We start from the raw sequence: 16,940 nt of genomic DNA on the forward strand, positions 1-16,940 counted from the left end.
TTCGTCGTCGGGGCGGTGACGTTGGGGAGGTTGCAGAAGACCTGTCTGTTGGCTCCCGCCGCCAGGTTGAACGTTCCTGCCGCTGTGGCGCACGCGGGGGTGACGGCATCCGTCAGGGTGATGCCCGTGACGGGGACCGTCCCGGGGTTGGTGACGGTGATGCGCCAGTAGGCCGTACCGCCCGGTGCGACCGTGGTGAGACTCGCCCAGGGGCCGCTGCCGCCGGGCCCGCAGTCACCCGGGTTCGCCGAGGTGCAGACCTCCTTGAGCACGGTCAGCTCAGGCTTGCAGGACGGCCCGGGAGTCACCTGGAGGGTGACGGTGTTGGACGTGACCGGGGCCATGCCGTTGGTGGTCGCTGTGGCCTGGTCGCTCACCGAGGTGACGGTGCAGTCCTCGCTGACCTTGGTCTGGTAGCAGACCTGCGGCGGGTCGCCGACGAACGTCACCTGCATCTTCGGCTGGTTGTCCGGAGTGAACGACGCCCCGCTGATCAGGGTGAGGTTGGCGACGACCTGGATCGGTGAGGCGCTGATCGGGACGGACGAGATGTCGGCTTTCATGGTGGTGGTGTCGAAGGGGAACGTGCCCAGGGCCGCGCCGTTCGAGTCCTTCACGGTCACCGACGACTGCGCGAAGTTGACCGTCGTGGGATCGATGTCGACGAGGCTCACCGTGCCGTACGACGTCACGTGCCCCGTCTTGCCGTCGCAGTAGTACGCGCTCGGGTCGAGGCTGCCCTGCGCCTTGGTCTTGAGGCACGGGGAGGCGCCGGTGGTCGGGTCCATCGAGAACAGGAACCCGACGTCGCCGAGGCTGTACTTGCACTGGCCGTCGTAGGCGAACCCGTAGGGGCTGGTGTAGCCGCCGTCGACGTTGGGCGGGCCGTTGACGACGCCCGCGTTGCCGAACGAGCCGCACGGCGACTGAGTGGTCCAGTCGTAGCAGTACTCGGTGCTGTTCAGGGTCGGCGTGTTGCCCAGGTAGATCCAGTACGGGAACTCGGTGTCCAGGTGCCCGTTGGGGGCGGTGATGGTCAGCGGGATCTGGAAGTTGCTCTCGCCCGAGGCCACGTTGGTGCTGACCAGCGTCTGTAGGCCCGGTGCCGCGGCGATCGGGTTGCCGACGAAGTCGAAGCAGACCACGGTGCCCACCGGCGGGTTGGTCTCCGCGAGCACGCCGCCGACCACCGAGCAGACGCCGATGGCGGTGCCTGCGGAGTCGTACGTGGCGAAGACGTTGTCCGCGCGAGCGGCGCCGCCGGCCGTCGGAGTGACCAGGACCTTGGGCGTGGTCCAGCCGGTGCAGGCCGCGTTCGTCGTCGGGTCGAAGCAGGACATCACCGTGGGATTGGGCACCGGTTCGTTGTCGCTGACGTAGATCTTGCCGTTGATGACCGTCATCGTGCCCGAGTAGTCCCCGGTGAAGCCGCCCTGGCCCTCGTTGGGGGGCAGGCCGATGGAGAAGGTCCCGCAGGACGCGTTGGCGGTGGGGTCGTAGCAGAGGATCTCACCGGTGCCGGACACGGCGTAGACCAGACCGTTCGGCGCTTCCACCACGCCGCCGACGACACTGCCGGAGCCGGTTTGCAGAGGCACGAAGCCGCAGCTCTTCTGCGCCTGGAGGTCGATGCAGCCGACGCCGATCTCGGCGAAGGTCACCCGGCTGACGGCCGCGTAGTACAGCTTGGACCCGGACTGTACGTAGGTGGGCGTGCGGGTGCTGCCGAGGTCCCCACTCGTCCCGCCGACGGCCGCGGAGTTGAGCGGCTGGGGCCAGGACGCCGGTGTGCCGTCCGGCAGGGGACAGGGACCGTTCGTCAGCAGGTCCGTGCAGACCACGGCAGCCTGGCTGGACGCGCCGTGGTGGTAGATGTTCCACACCTCGGGCGTGGGCATGCCGTTGATGGTGGCGGTATAGAGGATCGGCGTGAAGCCGTCGCCGCCGGTGGCGGTGTTGATGGGGGTGAACGGCGGTGGGATCTGTACCACCTGACCGGTCGCCGGGGACGCGAACACCGGGTTGGTCGCCCGGATCGCGTTGGTGGCCGCCCCCTGGTCCGTCGACGTGAACGAGGTGCCGGCGTCGGTGGACCACTGCCTGCTGAAGCCCGGAGGCACCTTCAGCGAGTTCGGCACGTAGGACTGGGTCTGCGGGGTGCTGCCCGGGCCGCCCTGGATCACGTCGGTGATCACGGTGTTGGCGGGGGCGCCGTCCGGGTTGGTGGCCGAGACCACCCACTGGACGGTGTCGCCCTGGGTGGTGGTGGTGCTGCTGCCGGTCGCCAGGTCGGTCCCGGTCTTCTCCAACGTCACCGGCTGCTGCCGGCCCGCCGGCTTCCCGGTGGAGGGGGCACGCGGGGTGGCCGGGGCGGCGTGTGCCGGCAGTGTGAGCGAGGTGACGGTCGCGGCGACCGCCACCAGCACGGCGAGCGCGGCGCGGAAGGCCCGCAGAGCCTCGGCGGCGGAGCCTTCGCGTGGTGGCAGGAGCGCGACGGCGGTCCTGCGGGCCAGTCGCCCGATGCTCGCGACGATGCCGAGCAGTCCGGCCACTGCCGCGCGTGCCTCGGGTCCGTACGGGGACCGGGCGTGCAACGCCCCGCCCTGCCGTCGTACGCCGGATGGGGTTGCACGGCGGCGGTCCCGGGCCGTGCGTGTGGTCGCACAGCGCCTCATGACGATTCCTTTCGATCCTGCGCCGGGGCCGCGTCGGCCCGGAGAAGCGGAACGGGGGTTGCGGATGGTGTGGCGGCGCGTTGAGGGAGCAACAGAAGGGGGCCGGCCGAGTTGCCGGTACACGGGTCTGGGAGATGCGGTGGAGTCGGACCTACGGTCCGTCCGGTGGCGCCCGCCCGCGCCGGGGGCGCCGCACCGTCCGGACCGGTTCGGGGGAGAGCCGGCGGAGCGTCAGCCGCGATCGGCGGCGGCCTCGGTCGGGCAGCACCGTTCGGCACACCGGGTCGTGCGCATCGTCGGACGCATCGTCGGGCGGATCAGTGGCCGCGTCTGTTGCCGGTGTCTGGTGAATCGGTGCTCCCAGGGCCTGTCGGACGAACGGCCGGCGTCGGCGAGTACTGGACGCACGGGGCCGCCGCGCAGCAGGGCAGGACAAGCCGGGCTGTTCTGCAGTCAGTTTTTCTTAAAAAAATGTGATAAACGAGGTGATACGGACAAATTGGCGAAGGTTCACCCGGCTGGCCACACCGCAGACCGCCGCCCGTGGCACATCCGGTTCCCGGGACCCGGCGCCCGGCCCGGCGGCAGGGGTGGAGGGGCGGGGCTGCGATCAGAACGCGGGCGCACCAAAGTGCCGCGCTGCGCCCCGCCGTGCCGCCCGCGCGGCCTGCCGGTTCTGTTCGGCGTCGACGAGCACCGTCCGGCAGATCGAGAGCCGTCCGGTGGTGCAGGCTGGGAGGACACGTTCTTCCAGGGAAGAACATGTTCTCCCAGCTCGCGCGGCGCCCTGGCGCAGTGGCCGGTGTGAGCACGAACAACGACAAGCGTCGGGAGTTCGCCACGTTCCTGCGTGCCCGGCGCGCCGAGGTCTCGCCCCGACAGGTCGGACTTCCCGCGTACGAACGGTCCCGCAAGGTGGCCGGGCTGCGCCGGGAGGAGGTGGCCGGGCGGGCCGGGATCAGCGTGGACTACTACACCCGCCTCGAACAGGGCCGGCTGCCCGCACCGTCCGGCAGTGTCCTGGACGCGCTGGCCCGCGCCCTGCTGTTGGACGACGACCAGCGTGACTACCTGCGCCAGCTGGCCGACCTGGCCCCGGCCCGCCGACAGCGGCGTTCACGGCACCAGGTCGTGCCCGCCGCGGTGCTGGCCGTACTGGCCGATCTGCGGACCACGCCCGCCGTGGTCCTGGGCCGGTTCACGGACATCCTGGCCTGGAACGACCTCGCGGCCGAGCTGCTGCTCGACTTCGCCGCGGTCCCCGAGGAGCACCGCAACTACCTGTGGCTGACGTTCCTCGACCCGCGGACGCGCGAGCGCCTGCCGGACTGGGACCTGTCGGCGGGCGAGTGCGTCGCCTACCTGCGGATGGACGCCGGCCGCTACCCCAGCGACCCCAGGCTCGCCGAACTGGTCGCCGAGCTGAGCGCCGAGGACTCCGACTTCCAGCACTGGTGGACCACCTACCGGGTCTCCGGCAGGAGCTTCGGCAGCAAGCGGATCCTGCACCCGGTCGTCGGCGAGGTCCGGCTGGACTGGCAGGTCCTCACCGTCGCCCAGGAACGCGACCAGTTCCTCGCGGTCATGCCCGCCGCCGACGAGGAGAGCAGACAACGGCTCACAGCCCTGAGCACACCGTAGGAACGCGCACGGCGCGACCGTGCGCTTTCCACCCACCCGGAAAGGAGGTGAAGGCGCGAGGAGCCCCGGATCACGAGGGGCCCGACGCCTTCACAGCACGCCATGACGACCACACTCATCACCGGAGCCACCCGCGGAATCGGCCTGGAGGCCGCCCGCCAACTGGCCGGGGCCGGGCACACCGTCTACCTCGGGGCACGCGACCTCGGGCGCGGCCGGGAAACGGCCGAGCGGATCGGCGCCCGCGCGGTACAGCTCGACGTCACCAGCGAGGAGTCCGTCCAGGCCGCCGCGCGGCTGATCCGCGAGGAGGCCGGCCGGCTCGACGTTCTGGTCAACAACGCCGGCATCTCGGGCAGGTGGAACCCGCCTGCGGAGATCACCGCCGCCGACCTGGAGAGCGTCTACGCCACCAACGTCTTCGGCCTCGTCCGCGTCACCCACGCCTTCCTGCCGCTGCTGGAGGCCGCCGGCCACCCCGTCATCGTGAACGTCAGCAGCAGCGGCGGCTCCCTCGCCCGCTGCGGCGACCCCGCCAGCCTTGAGGCGACCTTCCCGATGGTGGCCTACTGCTCGTCCAAGAGCGCGGTCAACATGATCACCGTCCAGTACGCCAACGCCTTCCCGACCATGCGGATCAACGCCGTCCACCCGGGGTCCGCCGCCACCGACTTCAACCCCCGCGGCGCCGTGTCGGCCGAGCAGTGCGCCAAGATCATCGTCCGGATGGCCACCATCGCCCCCGACGGCCCCACCGGAGGGTTCTTCGAGGAGGAGGGCCCCGTCCCGTGGTGACCGTCGTGACCGCGGGGTCACACGGCTGACCGGTGGGGTCTCGCCCCGGCCACGGCGAGCCCTCGCCGCCATCCTGCGCTGGTACCTCCCCTGCATCCTCCTCACCGCCGCCGCAGTCCTCCCCGCCGGACCGCTGCTCCCCGCGTGGGCCACGATCGCGGTCACGGCGACGGTCCTCGCAGGAGCGCGGCCGGGGCGCGATCATCAACGTGGCCGGCATGATCGCCTTCAGCGGCCCCGCCCCGCACTCCCAGCTGCCCCGCCGCGCCGTCTACGCCGGCGCCCTGGCCCACGTGGTCGCGATGAGCCAGACGCTGTCGGCCGAGCTCGAAGGCACCGGCGTCCAGCCGAACTCGCCACCCGCTACCGGGCCGGCTGACCCGTACTCGCCCCTCGGTGGCCGGGTGTCGGCTACCGAGGGGCGGCCCCTTCCAGGTGGAGCGGGTGTCAGCTGGTCCGCGGCGGGTCGACCCGGGCCACCAGTCGGCTCGGGCCGTTGCCGGAGGCGGGTGCCCGGTCGGCGGGGTGGTCGGTGGGGTGGGTGACGGGGTGGTCGGCGGGGTGCAGGGTGACGTTCTCCGGGTAGAGCCGGCCGAGCAGGGCCAGGACGACGAGGTCGCCCTGGCCGGTGGCGTCCAGGACGGCGTCGCCCGCCTCCGTCCACACCAGCCCCGGTGCGCGCAGGGCCGTCCACACGTCCGCGGCGGCGGGCGGGTTGGTGGCCGGTGCGTCGGCGGGCAGCGCTTCGGCGCTGGTGGCGCCGTCCGGCCGGTGGGCGAAGCGGTGGCCGCGCAGGGCCTGGCCGAGGTCGACGTGGGCGGTGGCGCCGTCGTGGGTGAGCTCGATGGCGGCGGTGCGGGCCCCGTCGGCGACCGGCCCGGCGACGATGCGGCCGGTGATGCGGCCGGTGAGCGGCCCCGGTGTGGTGGTGGCGGGCGGCAGGTGTTCGACGAGGGTGCGCGGCGCGGCGTAGTAGTCCCGCAACTCGGCGACGTGCGTGACGGTTTCGTCGGCGGCCGGGTCGGGGCGCCAGGTCAGCAGGTACCGGGGGGCGGTCAGGGGCGGCTGGTCGAGGACGGCCGGCAGGGCGGTGCCGCCGCTCGACTCGAAGCCGTAGCCGGCCGGGCCGGAGGGGTTGGAGGCGCCGGACGTGTCGGAGGTGCCGATGACGGCGTGGCGGGCGAAGGCCACGATGCTGGTGTGCCGGATCCGGCGGACCAGGAGTTCGGTGAGGAACGCGTCCCGGGCCGGTTCGATGTGCCGCAGCCCGGTCGGAGTGATCAGCAGCGGGACGTCCTGCCAGTTGGTGAAGGGCAGCAGGGCGTCGCGCAGCAGGACGACCTGGTGCAGCCACTCGTTGTAGAGCTGCATCGTGACGGGTCCGCCGCGGCGGCCGAGGAGCAGGTCGGTCGCGGGAGGGGTGAGCAGGTGGCCGTAGCAGTGGCTGCGGACGATCAGCGGGCCGGCGGGCAGCGCGATCCGGTCGGCGAGCAGCCGCTCCAGGGCCGCGGCGGCCCAGGAGGCGAGCTCATGGCCGATCTCCTCGGCCTGCGCGCCCAGTTCGTGAGTGGCCGGGGCGCTGCCCGGGCCGACGGCCAGCGGCAGGGAGGTCTCCCGGGTCCCGAGGGCGAGGGTCGCGCGGATCTGGGTCTCCAGCACCTCGCTGTCGGCGGCGGTGAGGGCGTTGTCATCGATGACGCCCTGGAGCAGCGGCTCCGTGGCCGTGAAGAACTCACGGGCGGTCAGGGCGGTGCCGGCCGCGGGGAAGGTGTTCCAGCGGCTGCCGCCGAGAGCGGGCGTACTCGGGGTGGGCGCGATGGGCACGGGTCCTCCGAAGTGTCGATGGAGCGTTTCGATCGAGCAGAGGGAGCGTTTCGATGGAGCAGGGATGGAGCAGAGGTGGAGCGCCGGATGCGGGTCCGGCCCCTAATCTGGATCGTGCGATACAGATTGCGGGCATGAAAAAATCAGTCGAGGGCGGCGAGCGCGACCTCCACGACGGGTTCGAGGGCTTCGGGGTCCGGTGTGATCTTCGAGGAGACCAGCAGCCCGTTGAGGAAGGTGACGAAGAAGGCGGCGAGGCTGTGCGGGTCGTGCCGCGCCGCGATCTCACCCCGTTCCGCCGCGACCCGCAGCACCTCCGCGAGCGCGTCCCGGCTGACATCCTGCATGTCCCGTACGGTGCGCCGGATCGACGAGTCCCCCGGTAGGCGCTCGCAGGCGGCATTGACCGCAAGGCAGCCCCGACCGCCGTGCTCGGCGGCGATGCGGACCCGCTCCATCAGCATCGTGCGGATCGCCGAGCGGACATCCGTCCCCTCCTCCAGGCTGCGCAGCGCATCCGCCGCGAGGGTGGCGCGGTAGTGGTCCAGTGCGGCCCGGTACAGGCCGGCCTTGTCGCCGAACGCCGCGTACAGGGACCCCTGCCCGATCCCCAGGTGCTGGGTCAGGTCGCGCACCGAGGTCGCCTCGTAGCCGCGCGTCCAGAACAGCTCCATGGCGCGGCTCACCGCCGCCTCGGTGTCGAACTCCCGGGTCCTTGCCATGGTTTCACCGTAGCCTATCTGGATCGAATGCTCCAGATAGAGTCGGCCGCGCTCCTCCCGACGTGAGGCCTCCGTGGAACCGGCGGATGCCCCGTGCGGCAGGAGGCGACAGCGCGACGGGCGGTCCGTCGGTGCGCCGTGGACCGCGGCGTACCGACGAACCGCCCGGGGCCTCAGCCGAACCAGCGGGCGAGGGCCGTGTCGAGCGGGGTGCCGTCGGTGTCGGTCCAGGCGAGGTAGCCGTCGGGGCGGACCAGGAGGGCGCCGGCGCCGTCCACGTCCTCGTCGGTCTTCGCCATGACGTGCTCGACCCGGTCGGACCGGTCGCCGACCGACCGCCGCCTGCCGTCGAGGGAGAGCAGCAGGCCCCGGCCGGAGCGCATCAGCCGGCTCGCCCGGGTCGGGCCGTCCTCGGTGGTCAGGTCCAGGTCGATCAGCCGGGGGCCGACGCCGGGGTACCGGAGGTCCAGGCCGGACATCATGCCCGAGACGTACCGGTTGGTGTCGGGCAGACCCAGCAGCTCGGTCACGAGCTCGCGGACCGTGCCGAGCTCCTCGTCCCGGCCGGGATTCATGATCACGGCCTGGGCCCGGGTGTGGCGCAGCACGCGCGCGGCGACGGGGTGCCGCTCCTCGTGGTAGCTGTCGAGCAGACCGTCGGGCGCCCAGCCGCGGATCGTGCCGGCGAGCTTCCAGCCCAGGTTGACCGCGTCCTGGAGGCCCAGGTTCACGCCCTGGCCGCCGATCGGCATGTGGATGTGCGCCGCGTCCCCGGCGAAGAACACCCGGCCCTCGCGGTAGCGCTCGACCTGGCGCACGGCGTCGCCGAACCGGGAGGCGGCGCGCAGTTCGCCCAGTTCGGTGTCGGGGCCGTACACGGTGTGCAGCGCCTCGCGGACCTCGTCGGCCGAGACCGGCGTCTCGCGGTCCGGGCCCTGTCCGGAGAGCCTGCCGAACAGCATCCGGTACAGGTCCGGGCCGATGGGGTGCAGGATCGCGTGGAAGCCGCCGGCCACGCGGGTGTACTGGCTGAAGTGCTTGCGCTCGGTGGGGACCGTCTCGGACCGGGAGGCGAGGGTGAGGTCGGCCGCGACGGCGGACATCCGGCGCTCCCGACCGGGGAAGGGGACGCCCAGCAGCCGGCGGACCGTGCTGTGCCCGCCGTCGCACGCGACGAGGTAGCGGCCGCGGATCTCACCTCCGTCCCGGGCCTCACCGCCGCCGGGGGTGCCGTCCGCGTGCCACGTGATTGTGATCCCCTCCGGGTCCTGCGTGACCGCCGTCACCTCGTGGCCGCGGAGCACGGGTACGCCCTGCTCGCCGAGCAGCCGTTCGAGGTGGGCCTCCAGCCGGACCTGCGGAACGTTGACCGGGTGGGGGTACCGGGTGCGCCAGGGCCGGCAGTCCAGCTCGACCGGCAGGGTGGCGAAGTGCCCGCCGGTGGTCTCGGACGGCTCCTGCGCGAGCAGCGGCTCCAGCAGCCCGCGCAGGTCGAGTACTTCGGCGGTGCGCGGCTGGAGCCCGCCTGCCCGGGACTGGGTGCTGGGGGTGCGCTGCTTCTCGACGACGACGGCCGGTACCCCGGCCAGCGTCAGCTCGTAGGCCAGCATCAGCCCGGTCGGGCCCGCCCCCACCACGATGACCTCGGTTCGCACGATGACCTCCCGAAAGAAGAAACTGGGTGCAATTCTGCACTCAGTCTACCACGGGGTAGACTGAGTGCATGAATCAGCAGATGGGCCTGCGGGAACGCAAGAAGGAACGCACCCGGGAGACGATCGCGGCGACGGCGATCCGACTCTTCCTCGACCGGGGCTTCGACCAGGTCTCGATCACCGAGATCGCGGAGGCGGCGGAGGTCTCCCGGCGGACCCTCTTCGCCTACTTCCCGACGAAGGAGGACCTCGTACTCCAGCGGTTCGCCGACCACGAGAGCGAAGCGGCCCGGACGGTGCGCGCCCGCCCGGCCGGCCGGCCGCCGCTGGAGGCGCTGCGCGCCGCCATGCTCGACGCCCTGGCACACCGCGACCCCAACACCGGCCTGTGCGACGACCCCGAGGTCATGGCCTTCCTCCGCATGATCGTCGGTACCGAGAGCCTGGCGGCGCGGATGATCCGCTACACCGTGCGCGGAAGCGACGCACTGGCCGAGGCACTGCTGGAAGCGGGCGTCGACCCGCTCGACGCACGCCTGGTGGCCGCCCAGGTGATCGTGGTGCAGCGGGAACTGGCGGTCCTGAACCAGGAATGCCTGGCCGACGGCGCGTCCGCCGATGACCGCTACCCGGAGGCCGTCCGCGCCGCCGAGCGGGCGTTCGACCTGCTGCGCGACGGACTGGGGCAGCACGGGTAGCGCCCAGGTGCATCGGCCTCCCGGGGCACTCCGAACTGTCGGGGGTGGGCGTCATAATCGCCACTGCCGTGATCACCGGATCTGCTGGAGGCCCTCGTTGTCCTCGTCGTCGCCCTTGCCGCCCTCGTCGTCCTTGCCGTCCTTGCCGTCCTCGTTGTACGACTTCGCGACCTGGGAGCCCCTGCTGCGGCTCCTGCGGGCTGACCACGCGCAGGCGCTCGCCGCGCCGGGCGGCGAGGTGGCGGGGCTGATCGGCCGGCAAGGGTGGAGCGTGCCGGTGAGGATGCGCTACCCGAAGGCCGGGCGGGCCATGCTGGTGTCGGACAACCAGGAGCAGCACGACGCGATCGAACGCGTCCGGGCGGCGCTCATCGAGGCCGGGACCGGTGATGTCGCCTTCGCCGTGGAGATACCGGCGAGCGGGAAGGCGGCGCTCCATCTGTTCGACCACGGCCCGGCCGTCGACCCGGGTATCGGCAACGCCCACCCCGGCGCGCTCACCCTGGTCGAGGGCGCGGTGCCCGAGCCGTGGCGGCGCCTGCCCGAGCCGGTGCCCGGGGCGGCGCCGGCCCCCTCCGTGGACCTGGAGCTGCTGGAGCGGACGCTGCGCGAGCGGATGCCCGACGAGACCGGCGCCACCGAGGAGGAGATCGCCGCCGCGGAGGCCCGCCTGGGTGTGGCGCTGCCCGAGGAGATCAAGGTGCTCTACCGGGTGACCGCCGCGCGGTGGTGGGAGCACAGGGAGAACGACGAGGACGTCGAGGAGGCTGAGGCGTGCTGGGAGGCGTCCGACCGCGTCGGCGACGCGCTCGGCTTCGAGCTGAGCTCCCTGAACGGGCTCGTCATCGCCGACCGCTCGCGCTCCTCGTTCCGTTGGGAGCACGCGGCGACGGAGGCGTGCGTCACCCCGCCCGACGCCGCCGTGCAGGACCTGGTCGGCTCGCCCGGGTGGATCGTCATCGGCGACACCGGCGGCGGGGACCTGGTGGTCGTCGACCTGACCCCCGGCCCTCGCGGCTACCTCGGGCAGCTCATCGTGCTCGACCACGAGCGGAGCGTCGGCGCCTGCCTGTTCGCCGAGTCCCTCACCGACCTGGTGCGGGACCCGGACCGGAGCTGGTACTCCGGTCGGAGCCTGGACCCGATGCCGGTGGTGGCAAGGCTCCACGGCGAAGTCCCCAACAGCGTCGAGGCGGCGGCCCACCCCGACCTGGAGGTCCTGACCCTCGGAGGGTGGCGCGGCGAACCGGTCAGTCTGACCCCTGTCGTCGGGTTGCCCCGGCTCCGCACCCTCTACGCCGGCCCCGGGGCGCTCGCCGACCCCCGGGAGGTCACCCGGCTGACCGGACTGGAGTTCCTGGAGCTGACCCCGGAGGACTGGCGCTGCCTGCTCGACGCCGGCGCCGTCCCCCGCGGCCTGTCGGCCGCCGCCATCGAGGCCCCGAGCGACCACGACCTGCGCCCGATCATGGCCCTCGCGAACGAACTCCTCACCCTGTGGGAGCGCCCCCTGATCACGGAGACCGTCATCGAAGGCGACCTCGGCCCCCTGCCGTAGCCGTGCCTGCCACACCTGGCGGGGGCTGCCGGGCCTCATGCCACCGTGGGACGGAAGATAGGGTGCGGATCATGAGTGAGGGTGGGGATCCGCGCGTTTTCGGGAACCGTTGGGCGGAGGCCGTGGGCCCGGTCGGACAGACGGCGGATCGGGATCGGTGTGCGTGCCTGGGGACGGGCGGGTCGACTCCGCAGTCGCCCGTGGCGTTCCATCCTGAACGCCAGGACACCGAGGCGCCGGGCTGGTTGCGTCTCCTCGCCCTGATCGAGGAGGCGGCCGCGGACGGCCGAGAGGTGTTCAAGCCCCTGGTCGAGCTCACCGCCGAGGAACGGCGCCAGGTCATCACCCTGCCACCGAGCATCGCGAAGCTCACCGCCGTCCGGCACCTGGTGCTGTACGGCAGCAATCTGGTCCGGCTTCCGCCGGAGATCGGTGCGATGGAGAGCCTGGAGGAGTTCACCCCGTACACCTCCCACCGTCTGCACTGGTTCCCGTACGAGCTGACGCGGTGCCCGAAGCTGGCCCGCAGCACCGTCAGCACCCGTGCGCTGTACGGCAACTCCAAGTACCGCCCGCACTTCCCGTCGCTCGCGCCGAGGACGCCGGACGCGGCACGACACGATCCCGAGCGCCTGGATCCCAACATCTGGGGAACGGAGGCGGTCCGGTCCTGCAGTGTCTGCGCACGGCTCGTCGAGCTCGCGGACCTGCGCCAGGTGTGGATCTCCCTCCCGGTCGCCACCGACGTCCTGCCCCTGCTGGTCAACGCCTGCTCCCGGACGTGTGTCGACGCGCTGCCCGCCCCGGCCCGCGAACACATCGACACGGTTCACCGCGGCGGCCCCACCGTCGTCCAGCCAGCCCCCGAGTGGTGAGAAGTCCCAGCAGGCCCGAGCACCGCCGGTAGCCGCGACGGCGGCCCTGCTGGGGTGCCGCTGTCACTTTCGCGGGGGCGGTGGGGAGTCGGGCTTCTCGCGGTAGAGGTCGATGGCGAGGGCGACTGCGGCGTGGGTGGCGGGGTGGGGGTCCTGGCGGCGCCAGATGAGGTGGACGGGGACGGGGGCGGCGTTGCGCAGGGGGCGGTAGACGATGCCGTCGCGGCGGTACTGGGCGGCGGTGGCCTGGGGGGTGACGCCGACGCAGCGGCTGGTGGCGATGGCGGCGAGCCAGTCGTCGATGTCGTGGGTGTAGATGACGGCGGGCCGCTGGTCCTCGGGCCACAGGTTCAGGGCGGTGGTGCCGGTTCGGCGGTCGATGGCGAGGGTGCGGGCGGGGATCTCGTCGAGGCGGATGCTGCGTCGGCGGGCCCACGGGTCGTCGGAGGCGAGCGCGACGATGCGGTGTTCGTGGCCGACCAGGGCATGCGACCAGGGCTTCAGGTCGAGCGGGGCGCGGACGACGGCGAGGTCGCACATGCCTTCGGCCAGCCCGCCGGTGGGGGAGTTGTGGCGGACGAGGCGCAGCTCGACCTCGGGGTGGCGCTCGTGCCAGCGGCGCTGGAAGTCGGTGGTGTGGCGGCCGAAGGCGGACCAGGCGTGGCCGAGGTGGAGTCGGGCGTGGCCGGCGGTCGCTTCCGCGACCAGGTCGTCGGCGCCGGCGAGCAGGACGCGGGCGCGGGCGAGGACCCGTACGCCGGCCGGCGTGGGCGCGATCGTGCGGCTGGTGCGGTGCAGCAGCCGCACCCCGAGGAACTGTTCCAGGGCGTGCAGGTTGCGGGAGACGGCGGCCTGGGAGATGCCCAGTTCGGGGCCGGCGTCGGTGAAGCTGCCGGTGTCGATGATGGCGACCAGGCAGCGCAGGTGCTTCAGTTCCAGATCGGCGGGACTTTGTCGTCGCTCATCCATACGCCGAGCGTATCAATGGGTCGGTGAATGCATTTTGCGTATGGCTGCGCCGGCTCCACTGTGGAGGGCATGGTGCTGAAGGGTTCTCATGAGGGCGTCACCGCCCGGGGCGACGGGCGCCTGGCCGGGGTGGCGCTGATGCTGGGCTCCGGCCTGTCCAACCAGGCCGGAGCCTCGATGGCGGCGCTCGCCTTCCCGGTGATCGGTCCCGCGGGTGTGGTGGCCGTCCGCCAGTGGGTGGCCGCCGGGGTGCTGTGGGCGGTCGGCAGGCCGCGGCCGCGGTCGTTCACGGTGGCGCAGTGGCGTCCGGTCCTCGGGCTCGCGATGGTGTTCGCCGTGATGAACCTGTCCCTCTACACGGCCATCGACCGCATCGGGCTCGGGCTGGCCGTCACCCTGGAGTTCCTCGGCCCACTCGCGGTGGCCCTGGCCGGCTCGCGCCGGCGCATCGACGCCCTGTGCGCGGTGGCCGCCGCGGCCGCGGTGGTCGTCCTGGCCCGGCCCTCGCCCTCCACCGACTACCCGGGCATCGCCCTGGCCCTGCTCGCGGCGGTGTGCTGGGCCGGCTACATCCTGCTCAACCGTGTCGTCGGCCGCCGCCTGCCCGGGCTGGAGGGCTCGGCCGCCGCCGCCGCGCTCTCGGGGGTGCTCTACCTTCCCGTCGGCATCGTGGTGCTGTGCCTTCGTCCCCCGACCGCCGCCGCCCTGGCCTGCGCGCTGGCCGCCGGCGTGCTGTCCTCGGCGGTGCCCTTCCTGGCCGATCTGCTGGCGTTGCGGCGGGTGCCCACGCAGTTCTTCGGCGTGTTCATGAGCGTCAACCCGGTCTTCGCCGCGCTGATCGGTCTCGTCGTGCTCGGCCAGCACCTCGGCGCGGCGTCCTGGCTCGCCATGCTGGTGATCGGCGGAGCGAACGCGGTCGCCGTCACCACCGCCCCCGCCAACCCCGAGTGATGAGCGGGGCCCCGAGAAAAAGCTTCGGGCCGATGTCGATTCGGCCGGGTCCGCTGCGACGTCATGATGTGCGGCGCTCCGCCGCACGGTGACGCGACGACGAGACCTGACGAGGGAACACGTGGACCAACTGCTCAGAGTCATGAACTTCAACGTCTCCAGTGACGGCGTCGGTGCCGGTGCCAGCGAGCACCAGAGCTTCGAGCGGCCGTTCGGCCACGACCATCCCGAGAAGCTGTTCGCCTGGGCCGGGGCCACGGCGAGCTGGCCCATGCGGACGGCTCCCGGGGGGAGCCGGGGCCTCGACGACTACTTCACGCGGGACTTCGCGCGCAACATCGGTGCCGAGATCATGGGCCGCAACAAGTTCGGGCCCCAGCGCGGGCCCTGGCAGGACGACGAGTGGCGCGGCTGGTGGGGTGACGAACCCCCGTTCCACACTCCGGTGTTCGTCATGACCCACCACGAGCGTCCGTCGTTCACGCTCTCCGACACCACGTTCCACTTCGTCGACGGCGACCCGGCCACGGTCCTCGCACGGGCGCGGGAGGCGGCGCAGGGCAAGGACGTCCGGCTCGGTGGCGGGGTCGGCACCATCCGGCAGTTCCTCGCCGCCGACCTCGTCGACACCCTGCATGTGGCGGTGTCGCCGGTGGAGCTCGGCCCCGGGCTACGGCTCTGGGAGTCCCCCGACGAACTGCTCGACCGGTTCCACCTGGAGGTGGTGCCCAGCCCGAGCGGGGTGACGCACCACCTGTTCTGGCGGAGGTGACGTGAGGGCCCGCCTTGGCAGGCCGGCGCCCGGGTGACGGCCGCTCAGAGGCGGGCTCAGGGGCGGGCTCAGGGGCGGGCTCAGGGGTGCGCGGTCACGGTCGCGGTGAGGGGCGCGGGGCCGAGGGTGGCCGCCGCCATCGGGCGGGGGCGGCTGCCCGGGACCGGGTCCACTCGCCAGGCGGTCGTGACCGCCGCCGTCAGGAGGGTGAGCTCCGCCAGGGCGAAGTCGCCGCCGGGGCAGCCGTGCACACCGGCGGCGAAGGGCAGGTAGGCGCCGCGCGGGGGAGCGGGGTGCCGTTGCGGGTCCCAGCGGTCGGGGTCGAACGCGCCGGGGTTGCGGTACCAGCGGGGGTCCCGGTGCAGTCACGTGACCGCATGGGCGAGACACGTGACTGTCATACGCGAGGCCGGTGGACACACGTACGCGTTCCTGAGCGCTGAACGAGGAGAAAGCCCGGGAGCGGGGGCATCACGTTCGCCGTCCACGCGGACCGCATCCACGACGAACTCCGCCCCCCTCGTCACCCGGTGTCGCGGGCGGCGGACCCCCGTTCCTCCAGGTTCCAGGTGATGACCCTGTGGGGGTGGACGCGGACGATGTCCCGGCTGAAGCGGTCGGGCGCCACCGGCGGCACGTCGACGGTCAGCACCTCGGCCCGGCCCCGGATCTCGACCCCGCGCCCCCACCCGCCCGCGACCGGGTCATCGGCCGGAGCCAAGTCGTCGACCAGGACGGAGACCTCGGGGCGGGCCTGCGCGTTGCGGTACTTCGGGCTGCGGGCCATGGCGGGCCCGCCGATGTCGATGGTCCCGTCGTCGTTGAGCCTGAAGCCCACCGGGCGGATCTGCGGCCGGCCGTCGGGGCCGATGGTGGCAAGTCGGGCCAGTGGCTGGGCGAGCAGGTACTCGCGCTCCCTCTCGGTGAAGATCATGCGGACGACCCTAGGAGCTCAAGGGCGGTTGAGGTCAAGGCCGTTGAGCGCCCTCCTGCGCCGCGAGCGCGTGCCGGCCGGACTCGGCGAGGGTGTACAGCACGGACCGCTGCTGCTTGTGGCGCTGGATGCTCCCCTTGGCCACGAGCGACTCCAGGGTGTTGCGCACGACCTGCGCGGTGGGGGTGCGGTCCGGGTGCTTCACCAGCAGTTCGTCCCGCAGCTCCCTCGCCAGGCGCGGTTCGTCGTGACCGCTGAGCAGGGACAACAGGAGCTCTCCGAGCAGGGGTTGCCGCGACTTCCCCGCCGCGGCGGCCCGTGCCGGCTTGCCCGCCTGCACCGTCCGCGCCGTGTTCCCTGCCTTCGCGGGCTTCGCCGTCTTCGCCGTCTTCTCCGTCCGCGCCGTCCGTGCCGAACGAGCCGAACGAGCCGAACGCGGCGAAGGTGTGCGGGCGGGGGCCGAAGCGGACGCCCGGCGTCGCTTCGCCTCGGCGAGCACGGGCTCGTCCTGTGCCTGCTGGGGCAGGGGCGAGGGTTCCGACAGGCCCTCGTACCGTTCGGCGAGGTGGAGGATGTCGACCAGGAGGGCTTCCTCCTGCTTCAGCATCCTGACCTCCTCGGCCAGTTCCTGCTGACGCCGACGGTTCTCTTCCAGATCCGATGCGGCCTGATCGACGAGCCGCGTACGGAGCGTGCTGGCTGGTTGGCTGGTCACAACCGTTCACTCCCTAGTAATGGATGACGTTGCGCATGGTACTCACGCTGGAGCCTCCGTGTAGGACGGTGCAGGCGGCGTACGGCATCCCCTGGGGTCGTGCAGTACCATTCCCGACGCCCGGGCGAGCAGCATGCCGACCGGGCGAGGCGGCGC

General features: G+C 72.4%; 15 protein-coding genes. 7 read left to right on the top strand and 8 right to left on the bottom strand.

Going from position 1 to position 16,940, the window contains the following annotated elements; translation table 11 throughout:
- The coding region (locus ACFV6D_RS26250) for a hypothetical protein (protein WP_380561295.1) at positions 1–2,552 on the bottom strand (2,552 nt) is incomplete at its 3' end.
- A gap of 927 nt (positions 2,553–3,479) precedes the next feature.
- Here ACFV6D_RS26250 and ACFV6D_RS26255 point away from each other — a divergent pair.
- Both ACFV6D_RS26255 and ACFV6D_RS26260 read left to right on the top strand, forming a co-directional pair.
- Entirely contained in the window at positions 3,480–4,316 is an 837-nt protein-coding gene (locus tag ACFV6D_RS26255; RefSeq protein ID WP_380561296.1) for a helix-turn-helix domain-containing protein, read from the top strand.
- A gap of 102 nt (positions 4,317–4,418) precedes the next feature.
- Complete coding sequence (locus ACFV6D_RS26260; RefSeq protein WP_380561297.1) at positions 4,419–5,111, top strand: SDR family NAD(P)-dependent oxidoreductase; 693 nt, start codon at positions 4,419–4,421, stop codon at positions 5,109–5,111.
- A 447-nt stretch (positions 5,112–5,558) separates the two neighbouring features.
- Here the strand turns inward: ACFV6D_RS26260 and ACFV6D_RS26265 are convergent, their stop codons facing one another.
- From ACFV6D_RS26265 to ACFV6D_RS26275, 3 genes are all read right to left on the bottom strand, one after another.
- Positions 5,559–6,935 (bottom strand): hypothetical protein, encoded by a 1,377-nt coding sequence (locus ACFV6D_RS26265; RefSeq protein ID WP_380561298.1) that lies wholly within the window; start codon positions 6,933–6,935, stop codon positions 5,559–5,561.
- A gap of 143 nt (positions 6,936–7,078) precedes the next feature.
- Complete coding sequence (locus tag ACFV6D_RS26270) at positions 7,079–7,657, bottom strand: TetR/AcrR family transcriptional regulator (protein ID WP_063352578.1); 579 nt, start codon at positions 7,655–7,657, stop codon at positions 7,079–7,081.
- A 173-nt stretch (positions 7,658–7,830) separates the two neighbouring features.
- Positions 7,831–9,312, bottom strand: coding sequence for an FAD-dependent monooxygenase (locus ACFV6D_RS26275; RefSeq protein ID WP_380561299.1), 1,482 nt, complete (start codon positions 9,310–9,312; stop codon positions 7,831–7,833).
- A gap of 68 nt (positions 9,313–9,380) precedes the next feature.
- On the opposite strand from ACFV6D_RS26275, the gene ACFV6D_RS26280 reads away from it, so the two are divergent.
- From ACFV6D_RS26280 to ACFV6D_RS26290, 3 genes are all read left to right on the top strand, one after another.
- Positions 9,381–10,010, top strand: a complete 630-nt coding sequence (locus ACFV6D_RS26280) for a TetR family transcriptional regulator (protein ID WP_380344486.1) — start codon at positions 9,381–9,383, stop codon at positions 10,008–10,010.
- 142 nt (positions 10,011–10,152) lie between these two features.
- On the top strand, positions 10,153–11,568 hold the full coding sequence (locus ACFV6D_RS26285) for an SMI1/KNR4 family protein (protein WP_380561300.1): 1,416 nt from the start codon (positions 10,153–10,155) through the stop codon (positions 11,566–11,568).
- A gap of 200 nt (positions 11,569–11,768) precedes the next feature.
- Entirely contained in the window at positions 11,769–12,443 is a 675-nt protein-coding gene (locus tag ACFV6D_RS26290) for a leucine-rich repeat domain-containing protein (RefSeq protein ID WP_380561301.1), read from the top strand.
- Positions 12,444–12,506: 63 nt separating this feature from the next.
- On the opposite strand, the gene ACFV6D_RS26295 is transcribed toward ACFV6D_RS26290, so the two are convergent.
- On the bottom strand, positions 12,507–13,412 hold the full coding sequence (locus tag ACFV6D_RS26295) for a LysR family transcriptional regulator (protein ID WP_380561302.1): 906 nt from the start codon (positions 13,410–13,412) through the stop codon (positions 12,507–12,509).
- Positions 13,413–13,550: 138 nt separating this feature from the next.
- Here ACFV6D_RS26295 and ACFV6D_RS26300 point away from each other — a divergent pair, with 138 nt between their 5' ends.
- Together ACFV6D_RS26300 and ACFV6D_RS26305 are read left to right on the top strand one after the other, a co-directional pair.
- Positions 13,551–14,363: a DMT family transporter gene (locus ACFV6D_RS26300; protein WP_380561330.1), complete on the top strand. Its 813-nt coding sequence runs from the start codon at positions 13,551–13,553 to the stop codon at positions 14,361–14,363.
- Positions 14,364–14,484: 121 nt separating this feature from the next.
- The gene (locus tag ACFV6D_RS26305; RefSeq protein ID WP_380426938.1) at positions 14,485–15,135 is read left to right on the top strand and encodes a dihydrofolate reductase family protein; all 651 of its coding nucleotides are present in this window, start codon (positions 14,485–14,487) and stop codon (positions 15,133–15,135) included.
- Positions 15,136–15,215: 80 nt separating this feature from the next.
- Here the strand turns inward: ACFV6D_RS26305 and ACFV6D_RS26310 are convergent, their stop codons facing one another.
- The 3 genes from ACFV6D_RS26310 to ACFV6D_RS26320 all read right to left on the bottom strand — a co-directional run bounded on the left by ACFV6D_RS26310 (position 15,216) and on the right by ACFV6D_RS26320 (position 16,784).
- Positions 15,216–15,500, bottom strand: a complete 285-nt coding sequence (locus ACFV6D_RS26310; protein ID WP_380561331.1) for a cytochrome P450 — start codon at positions 15,498–15,500, stop codon at positions 15,216–15,218.
- 158 nt (positions 15,501–15,658) lie between these two features.
- A complete protein-coding gene (locus tag ACFV6D_RS26315; protein ID WP_380561303.1) occupies positions 15,659–16,069 on the bottom strand; it encodes a PPOX class F420-dependent oxidoreductase in 411 nt (136 codons plus the stop codon).
- Positions 16,070–16,103: 34 nt separating this feature from the next.
- Complete coding sequence (locus tag ACFV6D_RS26320; RefSeq protein WP_380561304.1) at positions 16,104–16,784, bottom strand: hypothetical protein; 681 nt, start codon at positions 16,782–16,784, stop codon at positions 16,104–16,106.
- Positions 16,785–16,940 lie beyond the last annotated feature (156 nt).

The organism is Kitasatospora sp. NPDC059812, assembly GCF_042732075.1.
GTDB lineage: Bacteria > Actinomycetota > Actinomycetes > Streptomycetales > Streptomycetaceae > Kitasatospora.